Genomic DNA, 26937 nt, shown 5'->3' on the forward strand with positions numbered 1-26937 from the left:
GTAGGCCACAAGTTGAAAACTTGCGGCAGAACGGGTCTTCAGCCTTACTTCCTTACCCCATAACATCTCTGGAATGGATCTGAAGATGAAGAATTGTCCCCTTAAGGGGACCACAGGGGTGTTAATTTGCCCTGTGATCCCCTCAAGGGGGTAGTTGGAAAAGCACGGGTTACAAACCCGCGCCAGCATCTCGTATAAATTTCAAATAACCGGGCACACCAAGTAGGTACATACCCTTCTTTCTCCTTACTATCCGCTTACGAGGCAAACACCTCGTCCGGGTCCTTGAAAGCCTTGAACTCCAGCGGATTGCTGCTCAGATCAAGTACGAACATGGTGCGCTGCTCCCCCACTTGCCCTTCGTAGCGCGTGTGCGCCTTCACCACAAACTTTATGTCGTGCTGCTGCAGTTTCTGCTGTACCTCCTCAAACTGCTCATAGCTCAGTATACAGCCAAAGTGCGGCACCGGCACACTCACGCCATCCACCTTGCCGCAGTAATCCAGTTCCGGGATGTTGGCGCTCACGTGGCCCGACAGCTGATGCCCGAAAAAGTCGAAATCGATCCAATGCTCAGTGCTCCGCCCCTCTTTGCAGCCCAGGATATCCACGTAAAACCGTCGCGTGGAGGCGATGTCTTTTATCTTGAAAGCGTAATGAAATGGGTTCATGTTAATAACCTTTGGTTCTAGAAACAAGATTGAGCAGGGGCTCTCCGCTTTGGGCCCTATCGTAATTTTCCAACAGCTGCACCACCGCCGACTCTGGATCGGTGACACTGGCAATGTGCGGTGTTACACTTATTTTAGGGTGCGTCCAGAATGGATGCCCCTCCGGTAGCGGCTCCTCCCGCAACACATCCAGGCTTGCCCCTGCCAGATGCCCCGCATCAATCACCTGGATCAGGTCTTCCTCTACCAGGTGCTCGCCGCGCGCTACGTTAATTACATAGGCCTGCTTGGGCAGCTTAAGTAAATTATCCTTGTTGAGGATGTTGGCCGTTTCGGGAGTAAGTGGAAGCAGGCAGATGAGAATATCCGCTGTGCCTAGAAAGGCATCAAGCTCCTCAGGGCCGGCGTATACTTTTATACTTTCCAGCCTCTTTGCGGAGCTTGCCCAGCCCGTTACCTTAAATCCAATGCTGCTGAGGCGGTGGGCAACTTCAGTGCCCAAGGTACCTATGCCCATCACGCCGACAGTTACATCTTCGTTTCTTTTATACTTGTGGGGTTTCCAGGTTTGCGTTTTTTCTGCAGCCTTGTAGGCATGAAGCCCACGCATATGGTTCAGCACCAGGGCCATGGTAAAATCAGCCATGTCGTTGGTCAGGTTCTCGTCCTTTATTCTGGTAATCTGTACCTGCTCCGGAATATCCGGATCTTTCAGGATGTGGTCCACGCCTGCACCAAGCGAAGAAATACTTTTCAGGTTCGGGAATTCTTTAAACACGCCCAGCGGATGGTTCCAGGCCAAGGCGAAGGTAACCTCCTCGCGCGGCAGGTCATGGGGGTATATCCGGACATCCAGTTCTGGCCTTTTCTCTTTAAGTGCTTTCACCCAGGGGCTCACATTTCTGCCCTGGCTAACTATCGTAATTGGCATAGTAAATTCGGGGTATCAGCAGCTGATTCTCTTTTAAAAGGGCAAGCCTTTACAGCTACAGCCACTAAGTTACGACCTATACTACAAAAGAACGGTATCAGCAGCTTAAAAATCAGGACGTGCCTTCAGTAAAGTACTCTGGATACCATACTCAACGCCCTTAAACTTTGGGAAGGACATAAAAACAGAGCCTGCCTTAAGTTTTGCTTAAGGCAGGCCTTACATTTTTGAATTTCGAGCAAACATCAAGTTAGGTCGAAAAGCTTCTACAAGCTTAATTCAGGCTATCACCTGTCTGGTCGAAAACACAGAATGTATGTTAGTATATACGTTGGTTTTCCGGTGGTGTTAAGCTGTCATATCCTGTTTTTCACTTCTACCCAGATAAATCCCGTAGGCAATAAGACCGAAGGCGGCGGCAAAAAGGATATACTGCTGCTCCTTTACCGATAGCCCTTTGTAAAAGTCGATGCCCCTCGTCGGGTCTTTGATAATATCGGCCAGTTGGGAAGGGTTGCTAACAAGGCTGCGCAGTGAGGTGTTTTCCAATGTATTTTCCATAGTTTAGTAGCTGTTTTAGTAATTTCCTAGTAGATACGTCACTACGAGCGCATTAGATATACTTAATCGATATATGCTGTTTCGCCGGCTACAAAGTATAAATCCGATCGCTGATCAACCTCCACTCTGATGCAAAATCAGAAGGTAGAGGCTAACTAATTGTGCTTTATCTTTGTTACCTACAGAAGCCTTGAAACTATACTTTAATAAGTAGCTTTGAGGATAAGTATAAATCAATAAGCCTGTACCTATGGAGAGCCTGCGCTCAAAGAAGTATAAAAAAGAATTTGTAGATACGTTTCCGGGCGACGAAACCGGTGACCTGACGCCACGCCAGACTCCCGGCATGCTGTACAGCAAAGCCCTGCCCACCCCCGTCGGGAGAGTTACCCTGCTGGCCTGGTCAGACGACCTGGCGGCAAAGCTTGGAATTCAGAAACCTGCTGATCAAAAGGAGCTGGACATACTCGGTGGAAACCATGTAACCGACACCATGTACCCCTACGCCGCCTGCTATGCCGGCCATCAATTCGGCGGCTGGGCCGGCCAGCTGGGCGATGGCCGCGCCATTACGCTAGGCGAGTGGGAAACCCCTGACGACACATCATGGGAGTTGCAGCTGAAAGGAGCTGGCCCAACCCCTTACTCCCGCCGCGCCGACGGTCGCGCGGTACTGCGCTCTTCGGTGCGTGAATACCTCATGAGCGAAGCCATGCACTACCTTGGGGTGCCTACCACACGTGCCCTCAGCCTGGTGGCCACCGGCGATCCGGTGCTGCGCGACATGTTTTACAACGGCAACGCAGCTTTTGAGGCAGGCGCCATTGTGATGCGCGCTGCTCCGAGTTTCCTGCGCTTCGGCAACTTTGAGATCCTGAATGCCCGAAAGGAAACTGACAACCTGCGCCAGCTCGTGGACTGGACCATAAGCCGCTATTACCCACACATTAAGGGTGAGGATAAGATAGTTACCTTCTTTAAGGAAGTGGTAGAACGCACCGCGAGTCTGGTGGTGGAGTGGCAGCGGGTGGGCTTTGTGCACGGCGTGATGAACACCGACAACATGTCTATACTTGGCCTCACGATAGATTATGGCCCTTATTCCTTTCTGGATGACTATGATCCCGATTTTACGCCCAACACCACAGATTTGCCTGGCAGGCGCTACGCCTTCGGTAAACAGCCCAGCATCGCCTACTGGAACCTTGGTTGCCTGGCCGCGGCGCTGCTGCCTTTAGTAGAAAAGGATCAGCTGCTGCCTGCCCTGGAAACTTATAAGGAGGTGTATTGGCAGAAATACTACGCCATGATGGGCAACAAACTAGGACTAGACCGGGTTAGCCGCCTCGACACAGACCTGATCACACAGTTCGAAAAAACACTTTCCTCGGTAAAGCCCGACATGGCGATCTTCTTCCAACTGCTGATAGACCTGCCGCTGTACATGGGCAGTGCACAGGAAGTGGCGGAGCATTTTAAGGAAAGCTTTTATGATGAACTGAGCCAGGAGCAACACCAGCAGCTTTATACTTTGATTGAGAGCTACCTGGATCGGCTCAACAAAAACACCATTACCCGCAAAGTCTCGCAGGAGCTGATGCGCAAAACCAACCCGCGCTTCATACTTCGGAACTACCTGCTGCACCAGGCCATTGAGGAACTGGAAAAAGGCGAGACTGCTCTTTTCGAGAAACTCCAGAAAGCCATTAGAGAGCCATATTCTGATAAGTATGATGAGTTCTTTGCTAAGCGCCCGGAATGGGCTACGCAGAAGGCCGGGTGCTCCATGCTGTCTTGCAGCTCTTGATATTGTTGCTACAAAGTATAAAAGCCTCCCCGGAAGTAGTTTCGGGGAGGCTTTTATACTTTGTAGCCAATCTCATGCTATACTTTTATCCTCGGCACTGACTCCTCCTCCAGCCTCACCAGATCCTCTAATAAAGAAAGTGTGATATCACCTGGCTTGCCGGTTCCAATCACCTGCTCATCCACCTGCACGATGGGCAGGATACGCTTGGTAGTGCTGGTCAGGAACACCTCCTTTGCCTGGTAAACATTTTCTAATGTTACAGTGCCTTCCACAGCTTTATACTTTTTGCCGGCCAGCGCCAGCACGTTCTTTCGGGTTACGCCCAGCAGCACGTTTTCCGCAGGCGTTACCAACGCATCATCCTCCCTCACAATAAACAGGTTACACCTCGGGAACTCCGACACCACGCCCTGCTGCTGGTACAGCACATCGCTGGCGCCACGGTTCTTTATCTCCTCTATCAGCCGGATGCCCATGGTGTAGTTGATGGTCTTGGCCCGGGGCACCTCCCGCACATATTCGTGTGTGATGATCTTGATGCCTTTCGCCAGCATTTCAGGGCCGGGTAGCATAAGCGGCTGCTGCAGTATAACCAGGCTCGGCTCGGCCGGGTCGTAGCCGTTTTCGGAGTACCCTCCCGTCAGGATCATTTTCATGCCTGCCATGGGTATGCCGTTTTTGCTGATCAACTCCCGGATAACTGACCGGAGTTCTTCATCAGGTATGGGTACCTGCATTCGCATCGCCTGGGCTGAGGCGTGGAAACGCTCGAGGTAATCGTCCAAGAAAACCGGCCTTCCGTTGGATATTCTGAAGTAGTCGAAAACTCCATAACCGCGTTGTATAGAAAGGTCGCTGATGTGCAGTGTGGCCTGCTCCAGTGGCAGCACTTGCCCGCGCACATAGGCATAGTTAACGTTTGATTGCATTATGTTTCTTTAACAGCTTAAGCACCTTATCAATCGGCAGCGCCTCCACCGTTCTGCCGTCTTTGCCCGTCATAGTTTCTGCCATAAAAAGCGAGTTGATGATAGCCTCTTCCGTAGCCTCGATCACCGCCATGAACATCGGCGACATTTCATCGTTCCGAAGTGTGGATGCCGCATGTGTTTTAGCATCTGAGGTGTAGGGTATACGCAACTCCGGATTCGTGGAAAAGGCAATTACGTAATCGCCGCTCCCGTTTGAGGCAATGCCACCCGTTTTGGCAAGGCCCATCATGGCACGCTTGGCCATGCGCTCCAGGTTGCGGGCATCCACGGGCGCATCGGTTGCCACTACGATCATACAGGAACCATCTGCGCTGTCCTTGATCTGCTGGTGCATGTAATACTGCCCCAACTCCTTCCCCACCGGCACACCGTTTACCTGCAGCACGCCGCCGAAGTTTGTCTGTACCAGCACTCCCACCGTGTAGCCTCCTGCCTTCTCCGGCAGCTTTCTGGAGGAGGAACCGATGCCACCCTTCCACCCGAAACACACGGTTCCGGTGCCAGCCCCCACGTTACCCTCCTGCACAGCACCGGACTTTGCCTCTTGTACAGCCTGCAGCACATGCTCCTCCGATACATGCCTGCCCCGAATATCGTTCAGGTAACCGTCGTTCGTCTCTCCCACTACCGCATTCACCGACTGCACCTGCTCGTTGCCAGGTTGCTGCAAAGTATACCCTACCACCGCATTCATAGCCGTGCCAACGCTCAGGGTATTTGTAAGTATGATAGAAGTCTCAAGGTTGCCCAGCTCCTGCACCTGCGTGCTGCCGGTCAGTTTCCCAAAGCCGTTGCCCACGTACACGGCGGTGGGAACCTTTTGCTGAAACACATTGCCATTATGCGGAAGTATAGCTGTTACGCCGGTGCGGATGGCATCAGCTTGTATTAAGGTAGTATGGCCAACTCGAACACCATCCACATCGGTAATGGCATTATACTTTCCTGTTGGGAGTACGCCAATTTTAATGCCTTGTTCCCTGGCGCGTTTGTGCGCCTGGGCTTCAACATCTATGCTCATACTCAAAATTAGTAACAGGAGGAATAGAATTCTCATCGCAAGCTGTTTATGCTTGAAGTAAATATAGGAAAAAGGAAGAGTAGTATGTAAAATTTATGCTTAAACCAGCTGAACATAAAAAAATCTATACAACATGATGCTGCACCGCTTTCCTATATAGAAGATCTATATTTCAAGACTACTTTTTAAGCAGCATTTTAACGTTCTCAGTTACATCTCCACTCTCTAATCTCAACATATACATCCCTGTAGTAAGTTTAGCTCCATGTACCTCTACAGTTTGAGTTGCTCCGGCATTTGTCCTTCCCTGTTTCAAGATCTCCACCAATGCTCCCTTAGAGTCAAATAAACTTACCTTATACTCTCCATCTACCGGAAGCACAAATTGAACAGTAGCTTTGCCCGAAAACGGATTAGGATAAACACTTAGCATTCTCTCCCCTCCCGCTGCATCCACTGCCAATAGTTTGGAAGACGTGCTTACATAGCCTGGAGTAACAGTAAACTTTTCTTTTACCGTTATAGAGCCAGCAGTGGTATTAACAGAAACATTTACTCCTTTAGGTAGCTTACCCTTTATCTGTGGCACAACAGCTCTAATTTCTGTATCAGTGTTTGACCTAATTTCGGCCGCAGACGGACCGAACGTCACTTTAGTAGCACCGCTAAGCCCCCAGCCACTAATTATTACCACCGTTCCCTCTGGACCAGATTTTGGATTAAAAGCGCTGATAATTGGTGCCGTAGGGTTAGAGTCGCTAACTGTGACGTTCACCAACGCAGAGTTTGTGAAGGCACCAGAGTTGTCTGTGGCCCGAGCCGTTAAGCTGTAGTTTCCGGCTGTTACGTTGCTCCAAGCATAGCTCCACCCATCGGTACCGTCCGTATCCAAGCCCAACCTATTAGAGTCTTGAAAGAACTCTACCATACTCACTGTGCCGTCAGGGTCAGAAGCTGAAACTACAATATTTATGTTTGCTGGTGACGTGAGAGTAGTGTTGTTGGAAGGCGAAGTGATAGTCACAGAAGGCGCTTGGTTTGATGGCGATGCGACTGTAAAGTTAATTATATCTGAATTTGTAAAGGCGCCTTTATCATCAGTTGCCCTTGCCATCAAAGAGTATACGCCTACCGCCACGTTGTTCCATGTAAAACTGTAAGGGCTGGTTAAGTCTTCACCTAACTTAGTGGAACCATGAAAGAATTCTACTTTTGCAACGTTGCCATCTATGTCAGAGGCAGAGGCTAGAACGGTTATGTTGGCAGGTCCCATAAAAGTGGCATTATACTCCGGAGAGGTAATTGACACTGATGGAGCTTGATTGGCAGGATTAGTTGAAGTATAGGGAGTAAGGCGAATACCGGGGATTGGGCGCTCCTGCCCTCCGTCTGGTAAAGTCCAACCAACAGCTAAATGATCAGTATAATTTTCCTCTTTGTGAAGCGATTCAATATAATACTTTTGCCCAGCCTGAAGCGGAATAGCTATTGATTTTTGTGTAGTATACTTTTCCCACTCTCTGCTGTTGGTGACTCCGTTCACATAAGCTATTCGTTTGCGGTTCACTGGGTTTTCATCCGAACTTAGCCACAACTCACTATTGTCATCACTCGCTATCCAAAAAATATAGTTACCACTGACCGGAGGATGGATAAAAGCCCTTATCCTTGTGCCATAGTTATCAGCTACATTTGTAGGTTCCTCAAAAGAAGTGAGCTCAGATGTCATACTAGGTGGGGTATTTACAGGTATAGACTCTACGGTAGCGCCACTTATATTGCCCCAGTACTCTCTTACTATCGGCATAGCAGAAACACCACAATCAGGATTCAAGATAACTTCTTTTGCTGTGGCTGCCCCACTATCATCAGTTACTGTTAATTTAATAGTATAATAGTACGGCTCAGCTCCACATCCTAAAGGTGAGATTGTTGTTGTTGTTTGAGGGGCAGTATCAATAGGCTCAGGATGTTCATGGTCATTATGATGAAGGATGGTCTGCCACTGGTAAGATAACTGGTCGCTTGTATGCTCTTGATCTAATACCGTTGCCATTAATTCATATGTAACTTTGCCACTGTTAATAGGATAAAGTGTGTTTTTAGCAGGGCTAGTTATCTCTACTTGTGGTGGAGTATTATTTACAAAAACCTTTAGAGTAGTTTGCCCTGTACTTCCGGGAGGGTCTTTTACTGTAAGAGTAACAGTATAGGTAACAGGATCAGTCGTGCTCGTCGTAAAAGTATGTTCCGGGTTTACCTGTGTACTTGTGTTGCCATCCCCAAAGTCCCACAGGTAAGATAAGCTTTGCCCATCTGGATCGTAAGAGTCATTCCCGCTGAACTGTACTGTCAAGGGGCTTGAGCCAAATAATTTATCAGATTTGGCTACGGCTACAGGAGTTCTGTTTCTGTACGTTACTCTCCTGATCTCAGAGGGATAGCTAACATAGTATATACCACCTTCAACAGGGTGAGTTGCCATGCCTACTACTACTGCACCACTATTGATAAAATTACTAACTGATACAGGTTTATCGTTTGAGTCGGTTTTAATGCTTCTAATCCAGCCTCCTGCATAATCTCCAAAAAAGAATGTATTCCTAAACTCTGGAGGAAAATCGTTTCTTGTGTAGAACACACCAGCGACAGAAGCGTTTCCTCCGAATTGAGGACCTGAAACAGGTGAACCTGCCGCTCCTATATTAGTTTCTGTAGCTAAATCTCCTTCAAATGTAGCTGCTCTTGATGGACCTATGGTGTTGAATACCCAGTCGTGCATCCAATCTATAACAGGCCGACTGTGTAGAAAAGTTTTTACAGACGATGGTATAGCCTGTCCTGTGTTGCAAGGGTTACTGAATGTTGCTGTGCCACTGGCTGTTTCTTGTTTGATTAAATCTTGAAAGTAAAAATATTGTTGAGTACAACCATTTGTACCAAACATAGGATTTGGAGCGTGATAGTTAAATGTTTTTAAGTTAGCATAGCCTATTAAATTTCCATTGCGATCGTACTGCGAAAGACCCTCGAAAATTGGCCACCCAAAATTCATACCTGGTTTGGTAACGATATTTAGGTCCTCCCAAGAATAGAACCCTACATCTCCTACATAGAGGACTCCAGGTCTTCCGTCTGATGGATTAACACTACCTGATCCTGGTTTAATTGACATACGAAAAGGATTACGTAATCCTAAAGCCCAGACTTTAGAACGAACTGATCCTGGATTAGAAGACTCATAATAAGGATTACTAGGGATACCTTCTCCTGTCTCTGGGTTGATACGTAATATTTTTCCGTTGTAGCTTTCAAGTAATTGCGAACGAAAAGCTCCAACGTTCTCTTCGCTGGTTATTATACCATCTAGCAGTGCTTGGGCATAGTAGGTATCGCTTGAGCTGCCTGCATCATGTCCGTCATAGCTAGCACCGTCTCCTGTTGAGACAAGTAGAGTACCATCAATACCAAACACCAAAGAGCCCACGCCATGGCTTTCATGCAAAGATGGGATTCCTGAACTTTTAGTAGCACCTAAGAGCACTTTTCGGCTATTAGGATCTACATTGTAACCATTGGTAGCGCTTGTAGCGGTGTAACGGGTGACTCTGCCTATTGTAGCACTAAAGTATTCATTTTTTGACGAACTATACTCACTGCTACCATAGTACATCAAATGATGGCGATCTACTGTATATAGCAGATAGAAGTAACCATTAACATCGAATTGTGGGTGCAGGACAAAACCAAGCAAGCCAAAGTCCCGCCATGCGCCTACTTCTTCACTTATATCTATTAATATTTGCTTCTGGTTATTTTTTACTACCCACACTTTACCCCCTTTTTCCCAAACAAACATTTGCGTACCATCTTTATTAAAGGCTAACCCCACTGCATCTTGCCATTGTGAAGATACCAGTTCGTTTGAAAAGCCAGAGGGCGGGGTTTGTGCTAACAGAAGCTGCCAAGAGTTAGCACCTACTCCGATTAGCAAGACTAAAGATGCCTTAATAAATAATCTACTTATTAAAGACCACAATGTATTAACTGGAGTAATTGCGAACTGTACTTTTGCAACTTTAGGAAATGAACTTCGGACTAATTGTCCCTGCTTTTTTTTAAGCCAGTATCTCTTTCTCATAGCTAGATTAATAAAAGGTTAGAAAACAGTTTGAAAGGGCAAACCTGCTTAACAGGCAACAGAGGGATATATGCTAACAAGGAAGTGAGTTTCGGAGACTAATTTTTATCGCAGCATAAAACTTTTAGATAGATTTAACAATGATGTATTATACTTATATAACAAAAAATAGTATGCATAATACTAAATTAAATAAGTGAGCGTTAAAAATAAATTATTAAATGTTGTATAGCAGCCTCTTTAACATTCTAGAATAACACTATAAATAAACTTATAATTTATATCATGTTTAGATTAAAAAGATACTTGTTATTTGTTATTCTTCAGCTTCAGTAAACAACAAAATCCCTACGATTGCATAACACAAGATACATTTGGCAGATTATAACTATATATACTTATAGTATTTTTATTTTAGCGCAACAATTTATCATCTTTCTAAAATAAATTTGTAGCTTATTATCTAACCTCGAATTATAGGTTAAAATTGATAAGTAATTAGTCTCTCTGCGTAAAACACCTTCACTCAAGGTCTGCTTCATGTAATTAGATTTTCCATCGCTTGAAAACCAAGCTCAAACAGTAATATTTTTATAAAATATTACAATCTTAGTTTACAACTTTAAACATCTACTGTGGCTGGCACTAAGTTCACTGTTTTATTCACACCATTTGCAATTTTTAAATAGAACTTATATAACTCTACTAGAAAGAGCTCGTATTAGATTTTAACAATTTAATAGAAAATTAATATAAATTACAAAGCAATCAATTAGATATATGATAACTCACATAAACTTATTACAATAAAACTTTATATATTCACTATGATTTCTACACCCTTGAGAAAGCATATAATGTACATTCTTATAACTTTATGTATATTAACCTTTACATCCTGTACAAATACTAAGGATGCAATTTATTTCAGTCAAATAGGAAACGTAGAATATTCAGAATTTCAAGCAGAAGACTTAGAACCTGTAATACAAAAAAATGACCTTCTAAGTATTAGTGTTAGCAGCATTAATCCAGAAGCTACTAAGATTTTTAACATCCACAATTTAGCTTTGAATAACTCCTACAGTACCGCAAATTCTACAGGTACAGCTGCGGGTTATTTGGTAGATCAGGAGGGCTTTATACTGTTTCCCTATTTAGGCAAATTCAAAGCAGCCGGTCTAACAAAGAAGTCCCTAAGAGAGGCAATCACTAGTGAATTGGTTGACAGACGCCTCTTAATAGAGCCAATAGTTGATGTAAGATACATCAACTACAAAGTATCTATTCTAGGGGAAGTGGCAAAACCTTCTGTAATCACTGTGCCTAATGAAAAAATAACCCTACTGGAAGCTTTAGGCTTAGCAGGAGATCTTACGATTTATGCTAATCGTAGCAACATACTACTTATAAGAGAAGAAGAGGGGAAAAAGAAGCTTACTCGGATTGATTTAACAACAGATGAACTATTTGCGTCCCCTTACTACTACTTAAAGTCTAATGACATTATTTATGTCGAACCGAATAAAGCCAAAATCCAGAGCACTAACTCAACAAGACAATGGTTGCCAGTGATTCTAAGTGGTTTATCGGTAGCAGTTATAGCCGTTGACCGTTTTATAAGATAGCTTATTAGCAGTTTTTTTGTGAATAGTATGTCAAGATCAGAAGAAAATTTATTCACTTCATTAGTATTCAAATACTTGCCTTATTGGCCTCTATTTGTTGTATTGATTGTATTGTCAATGACTGGTGTTTGGGCCTACCTTAAGTTTTTTGCTACACCCACATTTGAAGCTTCAGCTACAATAATAATTAAAGATGAGGAAAAAGGTGTAAACGAGTCAAGAATGACAGAGTCCATCGACGCATTTATATCCAATAATATTGTCGAAAACGAAATCAAGATTATTCATTCTCGTGCATTAATGAGAGAAGTGGTAAATACAATGAAGCTTTATGCCCAAGTGTATGAAGAAGGAAGATTTAAGCCAACTCTAGCTTACAATTCATCACCAATAATTATCTCTATTGATTCACCATCAAAACTAGTGGAGTATGAGAAGGTTTACTTCACGTATGACGAATCAAGCAATGAAGTTACGATAAGAGACAGGAGGTACCCAATCAATAAATGGGTAGATACTCCTTTTGGCAACTTAAAATTTAAAATAAACGATAAAAAGAACCGTCTTGCTAAGCACCCACTGTTTTTCTCCTTAATAGAAACAAAAAAAGTAACTGATGCACTACTAGCTTCGCTGTCAATAGAAGCAGAAAGCAAAGTATCTACAGTTGTTAACCTAAAGCTTTTAGACCCAGTGCCTGAAAGAGGTGAGGATATTTTAAACACGTTGATTCAAACATATAACCAGCTTGCTGTTACAGAAAGAAATAAGTTAGCTGCTAACACGCTTGAATTTGTAGAAAATCGAATTAAGCTTGTTGAGAAAGAACTAGAGAATTTAGAGACTAAAGTTGTACAATTTAAATCTGTAAAAGGGGCTATCGATTTAAGCGAACAGGGAAAGCTCTTCTTGAAGAACGTTGGAGAAAATGATCGAAAGATAGCCGAGGTTAATACTCAATTAGCAATCCTAGATAAGGTAGAGAAGTATGTTATTGCCAAAGATAATACTTCAGGCATTGTTCCATCAACTTTAGGTATAAGTGATCCCGTTTTGTCGCAGCTGTTGCAGAAACTATATGATTCAGAAATTGAATATCAAAAACTGAGAAGAACAACTGCAGAAAACAACCCTATTCTTCTGTCTTTAACGGAAGAAATAGAAAAAGTACGACCTAGTATTTTAGAGAATATAAGAAATCAGAGGGCAAATTTACAAGCGAGTCGTACAAATCTAGCTGCAACTAACAGCCAATATAACACAGCTCTACAGGCTATACCGCAAAAGGAGAGAGAGCTATTGGAAATAAGTCGCCAACAGGCGATAAAGAACAATGCCTATAGTTTTCTTTTACAGAAAAGGGAAGAAACAGTTCTCTCTTACGCACCAACTGCAGGTGATAGTAGAATAATAGATGCAGCCGAAGCTTCTTTATGGCCTGTAAGTCCTAAGCCTCTGTATTTCTACATTGCCGGTGCGTTTTTAGCATGTGGTTTAGGGTTAGCCTTCATTACCTTCAAAGAAATATTTAGTGGTAAACTATTATTTAGATCCCAGATAGAAGTCTATACCAACGCACCTATAGTGGCAGAACTGGCAATTGCGAAGCAAACAGCAAGAGATAAATTTGAGGAGCCTACAGAGGCTTCGGTTGTGGAGCAGTTCCGACAATTGAGAGTCACAATGGGTCTATATGGTCGCTCATTTATAAAGAAAAAAATAGTAATTACGTCCAGTATTCCAGGTGAGGGTAAAAGTTTTATTAGTTCAAATTTGGCGTACAGTTTAGCCTCATCAGGGAAAGAAGTAGTACTACTTGATTTTGATATGAGAAACCCTAAGTCAACTCAGCTTTTTAGCCTTCATGTTGAGAAGGGTTTAATTGAATACATGAAGGGTGAGGCAGAGCCGCGAGACATAGTCAAGATAACTAAATTGAAGAACCTATCCATCATTCCAGCAGGCATAGATATTGGGGATCATACGGAACTGCTTCTGAACGGAAAGTTAGAGCCATTATTTTCTTATCTAGATAAAGTTTATGATTATATCATTATAGACACTCCACCAGTTGATTTAGTTTCTGACGCTTATTTGCTCTCAGACTACTGTGATATAACATTACTTGTAATGAGACATGCGCACACGCCAAAAACAATAATCCAGAGACTAGCCCAGTCTGAAAAAATAAAAACACTTAATAATGTTGCTATTGTATTCAATGGGGTCAAACCAAGAGGCTTCATAAAGGGCCAGTACGGCTACGGTTACGGGTATGGTTTTGAAAGTAAGTACAGTAACAAGTATTACAGAAGCAAGGCTGTTACGAAATATTAGTCTTCGAATAAGTAAGATATAAGCAAATATTTAGTAGCTATTACACATAGGTACTACAAGTTCGCACCTGTTTGAAGTATAAATCAGCATTGATAAGGTTGTATAAATACACCTTTGCAGTCATATAAATCATCTAAATAAAAGCTATTACCCAGGTTATTAAGCATGACTGAGAATGGCGAAGCCTTATAAGAGGCATGGTCCTAGTTACACAACTGTGACTGAGAGTGGCGAAGCCATGCTATAACCCTATAAATTTTAACAATGGAGAAGAAGTGGTATGCTGTTTATACAAAACCTCGATGGGAAAAGAGAGTAGCTTCTCTACTGGTAGTTAAGGAGGTAGAGCACTATTGCCCTCTTAATTCTGTAGTAAAGCAATGGTCTGATAGGAGAAAAAAAGTATATGAACCACTTATACCATCTTATGTTTTTGTTCATGTATCTAGTGCAGAGATGGTTAAGGTGCAAAAAACCGACGGTATCATAAATTTTGTTCATTTATCAGGTAAACCCGCTGTTATTCGGCAACAAGAGATAGATGTTATTAAGGATTTTTTAAACAAGCACAGAAATGTTAAGGTCGCCAAAATTGATGTTAATGTAAATGATACCGTACGCATTACTTGTGGTCCCTTGATGAACCAGGAAGGAAATGTGATCGAGGTCAGTTCAAATAAGGTTAAAGTAGTGCTCCCATCATTAGGCTTTCTTCTGGTTGCAGAAGTTGAAAAAGCTAATATAACAACCTCTAGCAGTCATTGACTAAAACGCATTCAGTGCTTTTTCAAATGTTTAACAGGAATGTACATCTTACATGAATATCACTTTAAGAAATGTTGGAGCTTTTGTAATGGCTAGAGTCCTAATATTACTAGGTATTGTAAAAAGGGCTCAAAGAAAGGCGCTACATAGCCATTGTATTCTTGCAGTATACTTTCACGCTCCCAGCAGAGAATTATTTGAGTCCAGCATAAAGTGGTTTACTGATTCAAATTTCAAGTTTATATCTGTATCAGATTTAGAGAAAATATATAAAAGGGAAAGTCCTTTTCCCAAGGGCGCTGTACTACTCACGGTGGATGACGGATGGCTAACCAACAGGACAAACGTAGTTGCCACCGCCGAACGGTACAATGTACCTGTTGCCATTTTTGTATCAACAGAACCAATTGAAACAGGTGCTTACTGGTGGTCATATGCAGATTTAGCAGAAAGAAAAAAGTTAATTCCCTACAACAAGGAATATCTCAAAACCATACCCAATATGATAAGAAACAAGGTAATTGAAGAACTTAAGGAGCAGATCAAAGTTGATAGGCAGGCGATGACAGTTGAGCAAATTAAGAAAATTGCCAAGTCCAAGAACATCATAATTGGCGGACACACAGTCACTCACCCTATCCTTACAAATTGCGATGACACCGAAGCTTTCGAAGAAATAAAGCACTCAAAAATGCATCTTGAAGAATGGGTTGACTATGAAGTAAACTTCTTTTCTTTTCCTAACGGAAGCTACTCCGCAAGAGAAATCAAGTGCCTAAAGGAGCTAAACTTTAGTTTAGCTTTTACCACAGAAGAAACTTATATAACTCCAGATAAGCTTCAAGAACGATTCACTCTGCCTCGGTTCTATGTAAAAGAAGGGGCATCGTTTTCAGAAAATGTGTGCAGAATGTTAGGCGTATGGCCGAGCAAGGGTTAACCATTTTTGTTTAAAGGTATGGGGGGACTGTCACTATTTCATCTTATAACTCTTACTGTATTTGGCGCTTTTGTTACTCTTATGCTTTTTACTACTGAGGATAAGAACAGATTGTACATCAAGTTCATTCTCCTGTCTTATCCATTCCTACAGTTGTATTTAATTCCTGGAAGGTTTGGACTCTATAATTTTGATCTCCTAACTTATCTGTATTTTATAGGACTGTACAGAAGCAAAGACACCTCCCTTTCAAGTGGAAATGTACTTCGTTTGTTATTTTTCTTACTCTTTACTGCTGCCACAGTTGGATGTTTAACAGCAGAAAGCTTGGACTGGTGGACTCTACCTGCATTTATTCAACTCTTCTCAATTTTTATATTTTCAAAAATACTAATTGAAGAATGCTTAGCAGATCCCACTTATTTCTATAAAGTAATTAAGTACTTGAAGGTAACGCTGATTGTGTCTTTTGTTTTCTTGCTTTGCCAGTTTATTTTTGGAGTTCAGTTCTCACTCGCCTTGGTCGTTAATCCGAATGTTTTAGGTGAAGGAATTACCAGGTATCCTAGCTTTTTTCAGGACCCACAAAGGTATGCGCAGTTTATAGCTGCAGTAAGCTTTGTATTGCTGATTAAAAATGCAAAAGAACCTAAGCTCCCACCGATAAATTTTGTCTTGTTTGGTATTTCAATTGTTGCCTTGCTCCTGACTGGAGGGCGTGCCGCATTAGGTGGGTGGATACTTGGCTTGCTGTTAGTAATAGCATTCAGTAATTCTACATACCGTATAAGTGCGTTCACAATAGCAACTGTGTTTGCTTTTATTGGATACTCTTTTAAAGAGAGTTTACCGATATTCAAACGAACTTCCTTAACTGATTCCTATGAATTCAGATACAATGTTTGGCAGCAGGCATATGAGATATTTATCAATCATCCTATTTTTGGAATTGGCTTAGGAAATTACCGGAACTATATATCAGTTTATTATCCTGAACAAGTGTGGCTAGTAGAGGGAGAACTTGTTTATTATGATCATCCAGAAAGTGGGTATCTGAAAATATTAACGGAAGTAGGTTTGTTGGGCTTTTCATCTGTTGCCCTTATTATTATAATTTCGATTTCCAGGGCATTCAGGGTTTACCTAAGCACTAAACACACTTCTACATTATTTCTTGTTGCTTCTATCGTGACGTGGTTAGTAGGATTCTACACTGTCTATTCGCTAGGAGATATTCGGATTCAAGTACTTATCGCAACTATAATTTGCCTGATGTTAACTAGCTATAAGACCCAACAGCCTACTAATGCTAAAGCAACTACATAATACTTTTTTCACCAAATTAAGGACTCCGTTTCTCAAGAACAGCTTTTGGGGTGTTCTCTCAAACGTATTACAGAACCTCTTATTTAGTGCTGTATTTGTAATTATAACAAGAAAATTCTCGACCACAGATTTTGCTAGTTATATACTAGCAAATACTCTGTACGCTTTTGTAGTAGCTTTTTCATCTTTAGGTCTGGGGCAATGGTTCATACGGGAGTTACTGAGTACTGAAGATAAGAAGCTTCTCATCAACAAGTTCTTCAAAATTCAGATTATAGTAGGTGTTTTTTTCTTCGGGATTAACATTTTAATAGCCCAACTTTTATATGAAGATCAGTTAATTAAAACTTTATCATTGATAATTGGCATTAATATCATCTTTGACAATATAATATTTGTTATCAAACATATAAACATTGCTCATCTAGAGCAGATTAAGACCTTCAAGATTATTACAATCGAAGCGTTCTTGAAACTTATTGTTGCATGCTCTCTTTTTATTTACGCAACACCTATTGTGTATATTTCTATATTATTTGTCCTTCTAAGGTTGATTACTCTTAACCTCTTTGTTCGGATAGGTAGTTCTAAACAAATTAACTTGCAGGACATTGTTCAGGCTAAAGTCTCAAAAGAAGAGTTAAAACAGCTTATTTACTCCAACTGGCCGTTTGTTGTGATTGGTAGTATATCCGTGATATACTGGGGAATAGGCAAGATAATAATATCAAAGATGTTGCCTTTAGAGGCAGTAGCACATTATGATATATCTCTAAAGCTCTGGTCAATTGTAGTTATTGTACCTGTTATACTTACTACAACTCTTTTCCCTTTATTAATAAAATCTATCAACTCTAGTGCTAAGGAGTTCCAAAGCCTTTACAGGAGAACTTTTCTTATATATACAGTCTTTGGCATCTTCATGTATACAATTATACAAGCCTTTTCCGATTTTATAATACCATATCTATTTGGAGAAAGGTATTTTGAAACCCCACAGTACTGCAAAGAAATGTTTTTAACTATTCTGTTATTTCCTACTGCTTTACTCCAGGCAAATGTCCTTATAGCAATGAAACTGGAAAAACTGGACATGTGGTTTAACACCATAAGTTTAGTGGCTGTCTGTGTAGGATGTTTTGTTGGCTTATACTTTTTAGAATCTCTAAGTGCTGTAAACTATTCAATATTCTTTTCATTTCTTATTTTTCATATTTTACAGGATATAGTGTTAGTAAAAAACAAAATAACAACGTTAGCACATACATTATCTTTCTATGCTGCTTCTACAGCATTTCTAGTGAGCTATTACATGTTATCAAGTATTTTCGATACTTATTATTTGCTGATGACTTATTGGATCATCCTATTTGCTGTATTAGTTATAAAAAATGCAGATATGTTAAAAATAAAAATAAGACTATCATTTAAGAACATGCTTTAAATTCACTCCAATGAAATAGCTTCTATTAGCATTAGCCCAAACTGCTGTATTTCTGGCTTTACAGAAAGTAAGCGTGCAACTTATGTCTAAATATTGAGATTCACCCTCTACACAGAATAAACTCTTCTTTATGGTAGTCCTATATTATACCTCCACACATTTTATTGATTCAGTGTTAGAAACAATTAAATGTATAAAAGATACCATAGAGCTGCATGTAATAATTGAAATAGCGCCAGAATCCAAAACGAGTACTATTATAAAAGTAAATGATTTAAGTAGTTACTCTATACTCGAGGACTGTGAGGTAATACTAGGCGAGCACCAGTGGTTGCTCATTAAAAAATACTTTCACGGAGTTGCCAGCGTGAAATTCATAGTACACAAAGACAAGAGAAGCCTGTCTATTAGCAGCTTAAGAGTAGCCTCAGTATTAGGAAAATACATCAAGAATATAAAAGCAGAAGTTATACATTTTGATACAGTGTCTGTACGGTCTATTGGTTTATACCCTTACATATTTGACCTGAAAGTATTCATAACTGTACACGATCCTATCCCCCATTCAGGTGAAGCTTCATGGAAGAACAAACTGCCAAAATTCGTATACTATCATTTAGCAAGTGGATACTTCTTCTACTCCTCCTTTGCACAAAAGCAATTTCAGAAAAGGTTTAAGGCTATAGGAGCTCCCAAAGTATCGCTCAAACTTCAGCCATATACCTATGTATCCCAGTTTATAACTGAAGAAGAATACAAAAATACAACAGTTTTATTTTATGGCAGAATTTCACTTTACAAGGGGATTGACATACTTATTGAAGCAATTCCTACAATACTAAAGTGGAACCCAAATGTGAACTTTGTAATAGCTGGGAAAATCAGTGCCGGCTATAGTTTAGATAATACCGCCATAAAGCAGTTTGATAAAAACGTTGAACTAATGACACAATATCTAAGCACTGAAGATTTAGTTAAAATTATAAGGAAAGCAAACATAGTTGTCTGCCCTTATAGAGATGCCACACAGAGCGGAGTTTTAATGACCACTATGGCTGTAGGCAAGCCTGTGATAGCTACTAATGTAGGTGCTTTTCCTGAATATATTAGTGACAACATAAATGGTTTCTTGGCAGAGCCCACACCAGAGGCAATTGCAGCCAAAGTTATTGAGGCATTAACAAATCAGAGGTACAAAAATATAGAGAGGAATATTTGTAGTTCTTATTCTGAAGAGATAGGCAGTATCAACCGGGACAACATTCTTCGATGTTACCTGTGAGCCTAATAAAAGTTCTTAAATAATTATAAGGCCTTAACATGAGAATAGCTTTCGTTATTGACGGCTTACAAGTAGGTGGAGCAGAAAAGTTTATGATCAGTGTTGTTAACATGCTTATATCAAAAGGTTGTGACCCAGTCATTATCCTACTGAGTGATAGAAAAGCACTGATAGGTGAACTAGATGAAAGAATACCCGTTTATACCGTCCTAAGAACTTCAAAGTATAACTTGTCAGTTAGTAAAAGGATTAAAGACATAATAAAAGAGAAGGAAATAAGAAAAGTATTCTGTATTAATACTTACGCATTCTTTCTTACTAAACTGTCTTTCCTCTTTGACAGAGAAACAAAATTTTATCTGTCTCTACACTCCACAATCCCGGATTCTTTTAAAGTTTATATACAAAATATAATATACTTCAGATTAATATCTCGTAATGACCATATTATTTTTATTTGTAATAATCAGATGAAATATCTACAAAAAAAGTATTATCTATCATCTGCATACAAAGTTGTTATATATAATGGAATTGATACAGCTCACTACAAGCCAAATTCATCTCTACCAAAAGAGCTATCAATCCTAGACGAGAATTATAGACTGTATCCCGATGACAAGGTTATCTTGAATGTAGCACGGCTATACCCGGAGAAAGGACACTTAGAAGCTATTAAGGCTTTGGCAATTCTACACAAAGATTATAACTACAAGGCGCACCTGCTATTTGTAGGAGGAGGTGATCCTGATTATGCACATCATCTTAAAGAGCAAGTAGCAGCATTATCACTGGAATCATATGTTTATTTTGCGGGTAACCAGACCGATGTTCGTAAGTTCTATTGTGCATCAGACATATTCACTTTAACATCCTATAGTATTGAAACCTTTTCACTTGCAGCACTGGAAGCTATGTCCTATGGTCTACCCTGCTCCTTAACAGAAATAGGAGGGGCAAATGAAATGGTTGTAGAGGGGCTGACAGGGGCACTAAGTAAAGCCAAGGATCCATACTCTATAGCAGCTAGTTGGCATAAACTTCTCACAAGTGTTTTAAATAAAAAAAAGATTCGCAACTATGTTGTAAATAAGTTCTCATCCCAAAGAATGCTTAAAGAGTATTACCAGCTAATTTGCTCATCGTAGTCTCTAACCATTCTACCATTTATTAAACTCAAAATAGTAGTCTGCTTAGCTGCTTACTTTTCCTGAATTCACTTATGCATAAAGAAGAAAACATATTTAATTATGTATTATACGTAGGACCCGAAAACGATCATGGAGGAATTGGAGCTGTTCTTACAATTTACAAGAAAAAGATTCATCGCTTCAACTTCATCCCTACCTACCCTTCAAATCCAACGAGCGTACAGACTTTTAAATTTAAGGCTTTAGTGCTCATATTCTTTTGCCGCCGCCTATTAGGCATAACTCAGGTTTTAGCATTAGATAAAAACATTAAAATTGTCCATATACACAGTGCCTCTAAAGGCAGCTTCATACGAAAAGCACTCATTTGTTTTGTTGCGAAAGCATTCAGAAAAAAGGTTATACTCCACATGCATGGAGGAGGATTTATCCTCTTCTATGAAAATTATCAGGCTCTCAGGCCTCTCATTAAAGCCGCTTTAAAATTAAGTGATAGGGTCGTTTGTCTTACTGAGCAATGGAAACAGTATTATAAGGAGGAGTTGAAATTAAACAATACTGTTGTTATTCCTAACCCGATTGAATGTGATGACATAAGTAATGTCAGCGATGCTACAAGTAAAAGTCAAAAAAAAGACACTGCTCAGGGCATCAAGCTTCTGTTTTTAGGTAAAATTTGTGATGAAAAGGGAATCTTTAAGTTAATCGAATTTCTAAAAGAGAACCCATATTTTTCAAATAATCAGATAAAATTAACCATTGCTGGTAATGGCGAAGTAGATAGGCTAAAAAAGGTTTTAGCTGATGCAAAGATCAACAACAATATACGATTTATAGGGTGGGTTACTGACAAAACTAAACATATGGAAATCTGTAATTGCGATCTTTACATTTTACCATCACTCTTCGAGGGATTGCCAATTTCTATATTGGAAGCAATGGCCTGTGGTAAACCTGTCATTGCTACAAATGTTGGTGGCATACCTTCAGTTGTACAGAACAAATATAATGGTTGGCTTTTTGACCCAAAGTGTTTCTCAGGTCTAGACACTGTATTTAAAGAAATATTTGACGACACATCTATCCTTGAGCTTTATGGCGCTAACTCTCGCCTTGAGGCTTTGCGATTCAGTCCAGACATAGTTGTCAACCAGTTGTCTCTTATGTATAGAACTCTACTGGACAAGTAGCACAGCACTTTGCAATAAAGCAACAGCCATATTTTAAAGAACTTTTAGGCTTATGGATATATTTATAACTTTTGATTATGAACTCTTCTTTGGAGAGAATATAGGAACAGCTGAGAGGTGTGTTATCTTACCAACCAAAAGACTAATAGAACTATCAAAGGAGTTAAAAGCTAAATTCACATTTTTTGTAGATGTTCTGTACTTAATAAAGCTTGAAGAGTATTCACATGTAAAGCAACTTGACACTGAACTACAAGAGATAAAGCGTCAACTACAACAGCTGGTTATGCATGGTCATGACTTACAATTGCATTTACACACTCACTGGATAAATGCCACATATAATGGGGTTTGGAGTTTAGATTATGAAAACTATCGCATTCAAAACTTTTCTACAGAGGCAGTAGAACGTATCGTTCACAAATCAGTAAGCTACCTACAAACGTTAACACAACGAAGGGTCTTCGCCTTTAGAGCTGGAGGCTGGTGCTTACAGCCCTTTGATAAGTTGTACTCAGCATTTTTGAAAAATGGAATTAGCTTGGATTCATCAGTTTATCATAAAGGATTCAACCAAACCCCAACTAACCTTTATGACTTCAGACATTCACCTAATCTTGACATGTGGCGTTTTAATAATAATCCATTAAAGGTTGAACCACAAGGTGATCTTATTGAATTACCAATAGCCTCATATGTATTATCACCCTTATTCTATTGGAAAAAACTTCTACTAAGTAAGTTGCTATTTGGAAAAGAGCATGTTGCAGGAGATGGTAAAGGCATACCTCATAACAAGATCCAAATAATAAGGTTCTTAACAACTTCGACTAGTACAGCCGTTTCCTGTGATGGGTTGAAATCCTTCTTCCTTGAGAAGGCATTTAACCAGTATAAATTAGGCGGAAGAACTAATTTTGTCGTGATAGGTCATCCAAAGCTTTTGAGTTCATATGCTTTCACAAACTTAAAAAGCTTCATTAGCAAAGCTACAGGCGATGGCCATCGTTTTACAAGCATAACTGAGGCCTTTGGCCCCCACATAAATGACTCTGTTATATCTTCAAGTTATAGACAGTAGCAAAAGCCAAGTTCCTCACATGTAGTTATTTCTTACCAGTTACTGTCTTAACATTTCCGAAGTGTTAACAGCCACTAAAACTTTACATTATGAAGATATGGTTTGACATTTCAAACTCGCCTCATATTAATATGTTCTATGAGTTGATACAGGAATTAGAAGAAAATGGTCACACCATAATCATTACTTCTCGTCCTCTAGCTAATACTGTGGAACTTCTAGATCAAAGAGGCATGACACACACTGTAGTAGGTGAACATTACGGAAAAAGCCTTTTAAAGAAGATATTCGGTTACCCTATTAGAGTCGTTCAACTAAGGAAATTCCTTAACAACCACAAACCTGACTTGGCTGTTTCTCAAAGTTCATTTCATTCCCCCGTTGTCGCACGGCTTTTAAAGGTTCCATCTATTTACACCAATGACAATGAACATGCATTAGGGAATCTTATCAGTTTCTTATGTGCAACACGTGTACTTATTCCTGAAAGTTTGCCTATAAGAAGTGTTGCTAAGCTTGGCATATCCTCTAAAAAGATAAAACAGTACCCAGGTGTAAAAGAAGGTATTTACCTCTGGAGCAAAGGAAGACATATCCATGAGGCACGTACTAGTATAACATCAAATGTACCCGAAATCTATGTTAGACCTGAACCACAAACGGCCCAGTACTACAAAGGCAAAGAGAACTTCTTAGACGAGGTAATACTAGAGCTTCAAAGCAAATACAAGATTTTTGTATTACCAAGAGACACAAAACAGGCAAAGCATTATAAGCAGAGCAAGTTCCATTCAACTATTGTACCTGACAGACCTCTAAGCTTCGACCATATCGCATCTAACTGTACCGTCTTCATAGGAGCTGGGGGATCTATGACAAGAGAAATGGCAATTTTAGGCATCCCAACTATTTCTGTGTACCAAGACGATTTACTCGAAGTGGACCAGTTGCTAATTAAGAAGAAGCTTATGCTTCACAGTCCTTGCTTAACAGCTCCTGAGTTAGACAATTATATTAAACATTCGATAAACACATCTCCTGCTCTTGAGCTCATGCAGAAAGGGAAACTGGCCTATAATTTACTAAAACGTGAAATACTAAAGTTTGAAAAACATGATTAAATGCGCGTTGATAGGAGCCGGAAAGATGGGAATTTCTCATCTGTCAATACTTGGAGCACATCCCGATGCTAAAGTTGTAGGTGTAGCTGACAATACTAGAGTTGTTACAGATGTACTACAGAAGTACACCACATTCCCCTGCTACACTGACTATAGAAAGATGCTCGAAGTTGCTAAACCTGATGCTGTATTCGTAGCTGCTCCTACAAAATACCACAGCCAATTTGTCAATGAGCTAGTAAGCAGAGGAATACATGTATTTGTAGAGAAGCCCTTCTGTCTTAATCTACAGGAAGGCAAAGAACTAGTAAAACTAGTAAAACACAAAGGTTTAATAAACCAGGTTGGCTACCATAATAAGTTTATTGGAACATTCAGGGAAGCAAAAAGTATCATAAAAAGCAAATACCTTGGTACCCTTCAGCATTTTGTAGGAGAGTCTTATGGACCTGTTGTAATAAGAAAAAAACAAAACAATTGGCGCTCAAGTCCTGAGGAAGGTGGTGGCTGCCTATTGGATTATGCGTCTCATGTGATTGATCTTATTAATGATGTCATATCACCTATAACTCGCATCAATGGATGTATAATGAAATCTCTATATTCTACTTCAGTAGAGGATTCAGTTTACTCTCTTTTAGAGGCTGAAGGTCCAGTCTCAGGTGTATTATCAGTTAACTGGAGTGACGAAACTTTTAGAAAGATGTCCACATCTATTACCATTATTGGTTCTAATGGTAAAATCATCTCAGATGCAAGTGAACTTAAGGTGTATTTCAAAAGTGATAACTGCCCGCCTGGTTACAGTAAGGGTTGGAATATACGTTATGTGACAGATCTAACAGAGGCTGTCGATTTCTATTTAAGAGGAGAAGAATATTCTGCTCAGGTAGATTACTTCATAAGAGCAGTCAAGGGTGAAGTACCTAATATTATAAATACTTTTGAAAGCGCTCTGCTTACGGATAGTATAGTTGGCCAAATCAAACGATATAGCAACCAATATCATGGATAGAATACTTTTTGGAGATAATCAGTTTTTCTCAGTTAATCACATCTCAGATGAGAAATCACGCGCGCAGTCAATAAAGTTTAAGGATGACAGGGCCATTCTTAATACTATTGACATTGCCATCAATGAGGGCCTTGGAACATTTATGTGTACTACTCATGATAGAATAGCTAGAATCTGTGATCTAATCAGACAAAAGCCCTCAGCGTACCAAGACTTCAGAATATACCCTTGCATGCCCTATGCACATAAATATGCCAATTCTGTAACAGAGCTTGGTGTCATAGGCACAATTCAACAATATATTCCAGGAGGATTTTTCAGTTCTCTATTCAAAGGTGGCACAGCAATTCTTTCAAAAGACTACACCTCTATTATGGAATTAATGATTGATGCAGAGATGAAAATGTTCAAGGGTATAGATACGCCAGTGATTTTTCTACAAAACGTTGTTACAGATCTATTATTAGGCCTCAACATGAAGGAAGTCTTTTTGGCCTACTATGACTACATTATCAGAAAGTATAACGCAGAACCAGGCTTTATTACTATGAATCTACCTAAACTTTTAGATACTCTCGAAAGTGTAGGAATTAAGAATCCTATTATATGCTCATCTATAAATAAAATAGGATTCAGAATGTCTGGCGGGCAAGAACTGTATGAGCACACGCTTAAGACTAGAAAATTGAGAGCTATAGCTATGCAGGTGTTAGCAGGTGGCGCAATTCCAGCTAAGGAAGCTGTTGAGTATGTATGTATGCTACCAAATGTTGAGTCAATACTGTTTGGAGCCTCTTCAAAACAAAATATCTCGGAAACAAGCGCTTTCATAAGAGAAGCTGATAAACTTTATTCACAGAAAGAGACTCTACTCACCTCATGAGTTATAAAATTAACGTTCAAAATATGTACAATAGCTACTAGTATAAGCTTAGCTGTACTTCGATACTAGCAGCATCAATATAAGACTCCATTTATAAGACGGGCGTCTAATATGCTCTAAAACTAAAAATAAACCATATACTACGCCTACCATTCTAGGTAACCCGCAACGCATTACAAGCAGTAGCTTAATCAAGCACTGCAATGATTTAGTAGAAATGTATACCTCCAAAAACTTTATTCTCGCTCCATTGACACCTACTCTCTTGTATCTGTTCAGCATTTATTACCTTTTATCTAATTGCGATGAAACATTTACAGTATTTTATTTTACTTATTATACTTGAAGTCCATCTAGTAGGCTGCCAAGACACCTCTTTAGAGGATTTACCCTCATCCAAATACACAGCTAATTCAAAAGAGGCTGCTAGTGCTTTGCCTGTTGAGGCGCTACTACTTGTTGATGAAAGTTTTGAGGAAGATACTTCTGAGGGAGATAACATTGAGGGGGATACTACTTTTCTTAACCTTTACACGGAGACGGCTGGTAGCCATTCGCTGCAGTACGTGAGCACGCATTCCTTCGGGGGCTCGCGCTCGGCCCGCTTCGAGCTGCGCGACACCGACCCGATGGTCAACGCCGGCACG

General features: G+C 40.5%; 21 protein-coding genes. 15 read left to right on the forward strand and 6 right to left on the reverse strand.

The window, feature by feature from the left end:
* Positions 1-257 precede the first annotated feature (257 nt).
* The 3 genes from OO017_RS13500 to OO017_RS13510 form a co-directional block, all read right to left on the reverse strand.
* Entirely contained in the window at positions 258-671 is a 414-nt protein-coding gene (locus OO017_RS13500) for a VOC family protein (protein ID WP_266053036.1), read from the reverse strand.
* Position 672: 1 nt separating this feature from the next.
* On the reverse strand, positions 673-1602 hold the full coding sequence (locus OO017_RS13505) for a 2-hydroxyacid dehydrogenase (protein ID WP_266053037.1): 930 nt from the start codon (positions 1600-1602) through the stop codon (positions 673-675).
* Positions 1603-1950: 348 nt separating this feature from the next.
* Positions 1951-2163 (reverse strand): hypothetical protein, encoded by a 213-nt coding sequence (locus OO017_RS13510; protein ID WP_266053039.1) that lies wholly within the window; start codon positions 2161-2163, stop codon positions 1951-1953.
* Positions 2164-2413: 250 nt separating this feature from the next.
* Between OO017_RS13510 and OO017_RS13515 the strand changes: the two genes are divergently transcribed.
* A complete protein-coding gene (locus OO017_RS13515; RefSeq protein WP_266053040.1) occupies positions 2414-3970 on the forward strand; it encodes a protein adenylyltransferase SelO in 1557 nt (518 codons plus the stop codon).
* A gap of 77 nt (positions 3971-4047) precedes the next feature.
* Here the strand turns inward: OO017_RS13515 and OO017_RS13520 are convergent, their stop codons facing one another.
* From OO017_RS13520 to OO017_RS13530, 3 genes are all read right to left on the reverse strand, one after another.
* Entirely contained in the window at positions 4048-4902 is an 855-nt protein-coding gene (locus tag OO017_RS13520; protein WP_266053042.1) for an aminotransferase class IV, read from the reverse strand.
* Complete coding sequence (locus OO017_RS13525) at positions 4886-5986, reverse strand: DmpA family aminopeptidase (protein WP_439651314.1); 1101 nt, start codon at positions 5984-5986, stop codon at positions 4886-4888. Before OO017_RS13525 ends, OO017_RS13520 begins: the two co-directional genes overlap by 17 nt.
* 178 nt (positions 5987-6164) lie before the next feature.
* Positions 6165-10127 (reverse strand): Ig-like domain-containing protein, encoded by a 3963-nt coding sequence (locus OO017_RS13530; protein WP_266053044.1) that lies wholly within the window; start codon positions 10125-10127, stop codon positions 6165-6167.
* Positions 10128-10954: 827 nt separating this feature from the next.
* Between OO017_RS13530 and OO017_RS13535 the strand changes: the two genes are divergently transcribed.
* The 14 genes from OO017_RS13535 to OO017_RS13600 all read left to right on the forward strand — a co-directional run.
* Positions 10955-11755, forward strand: coding sequence for a polysaccharide biosynthesis/export family protein (locus OO017_RS13535; RefSeq protein WP_266053046.1), 801 nt, complete (start codon positions 10955-10957; stop codon positions 11753-11755).
* A 27-nt stretch (positions 11756-11782) separates the two neighbouring features.
* The gene (locus OO017_RS13540) at positions 11783-14092 is read left to right on the forward strand and encodes a GumC family protein (RefSeq protein ID WP_266053047.1); all 2310 of its coding nucleotides are present in this window, start codon (positions 11783-11785) and stop codon (positions 14090-14092) included.
* A 264-nt stretch (positions 14093-14356) separates the two neighbouring features.
* Entirely contained in the window at positions 14357-14857 is a 501-nt protein-coding gene (nusG, locus tag OO017_RS13545) for a transcription termination/antitermination protein NusG (RefSeq protein ID WP_266053048.1), read from the forward strand.
* Positions 14858-14909: 52 nt separating this feature from the next.
* On the forward strand, positions 14910-15797 hold the full coding sequence (locus OO017_RS13550) for a polysaccharide deacetylase family protein (protein ID WP_266053049.1): 888 nt from the start codon (positions 14910-14912) through the stop codon (positions 15795-15797).
* 6 nt (positions 15798-15803) lie between these two features.
* Entirely contained in the window at positions 15804-17123 is a 1320-nt protein-coding gene (locus OO017_RS13555; RefSeq protein WP_266053050.1) for an O-antigen ligase family protein, read from the forward strand.
* A complete protein-coding gene (locus tag OO017_RS13560) occupies positions 17104-18567 on the forward strand; it encodes an oligosaccharide flippase family protein (protein WP_266053051.1) in 1464 nt (487 codons plus the stop codon). The genes OO017_RS13555 and OO017_RS13560 overlap by 20 nt, the downstream gene beginning before the upstream one ends.
* Positions 18568-18697: 130 nt before the next feature.
* Entirely contained in the window at positions 18698-19849 is a 1152-nt protein-coding gene (locus OO017_RS13565) for a glycosyltransferase (RefSeq protein ID WP_266053052.1), read from the forward strand.
* Between the two features lie 38 nt (positions 19850-19887).
* Positions 19888-20997, forward strand: a complete 1110-nt coding sequence (locus tag OO017_RS13570) for a glycosyltransferase (protein ID WP_266053054.1) — start codon at positions 19888-19890, stop codon at positions 20995-20997.
* A 74-nt stretch (positions 20998-21071) separates the two neighbouring features.
* A complete protein-coding gene (locus tag OO017_RS13575) occupies positions 21072-22190 on the forward strand; it encodes a glycosyltransferase family 4 protein (protein ID WP_266053056.1) in 1119 nt (372 codons plus the stop codon).
* Positions 22191-22242: 52 nt separating this feature from the next.
* Positions 22243-23271: a polysaccharide deacetylase family protein gene (locus OO017_RS13580; protein ID WP_266053058.1), complete on the forward strand. Its 1029-nt coding sequence runs from the start codon at positions 22243-22245 to the stop codon at positions 23269-23271.
* An 89-nt stretch (positions 23272-23360) separates the two neighbouring features.
* The gene (locus OO017_RS13585) at positions 23361-24392 is read left to right on the forward strand and encodes a DUF354 domain-containing protein (protein ID WP_266053059.1); all 1032 of its coding nucleotides are present in this window, start codon (positions 23361-23363) and stop codon (positions 24390-24392) included.
* The gene (locus tag OO017_RS13590; RefSeq protein ID WP_266053069.1) at positions 24385-25407 is read left to right on the forward strand and encodes a Gfo/Idh/MocA family protein; all 1023 of its coding nucleotides are present in this window, start codon (positions 24385-24387) and stop codon (positions 25405-25407) included. Before OO017_RS13585 ends, OO017_RS13590 begins: the two co-directional genes overlap by 8 nt.
* Positions 25400-26290 carry a hypothetical protein gene (locus tag OO017_RS13595; protein ID WP_266053060.1) on the forward strand — a complete coding sequence of 297 codons (891 nt, stop codon included), beginning with the start codon at positions 25400-25402 and terminating at the stop codon, positions 26288-26290. The genes OO017_RS13590 and OO017_RS13595 overlap by 8 nt, the downstream gene beginning before the upstream one ends.
* Positions 26291-26724: 434 nt before the next feature.
* A partial coding sequence (locus OO017_RS13600) for a hypothetical protein (protein WP_266053061.1) occupies positions 26725-26937 on the forward strand: 213 nt, incomplete at its 3' end.

This window comes from Pontibacter anaerobius, from assembly GCF_026241195.1.
In the GTDB taxonomy this organism is placed as follows: domain Bacteria; phylum Bacteroidota; class Bacteroidia; order Cytophagales; family Hymenobacteraceae; genus Pontibacter; species Pontibacter anaerobius.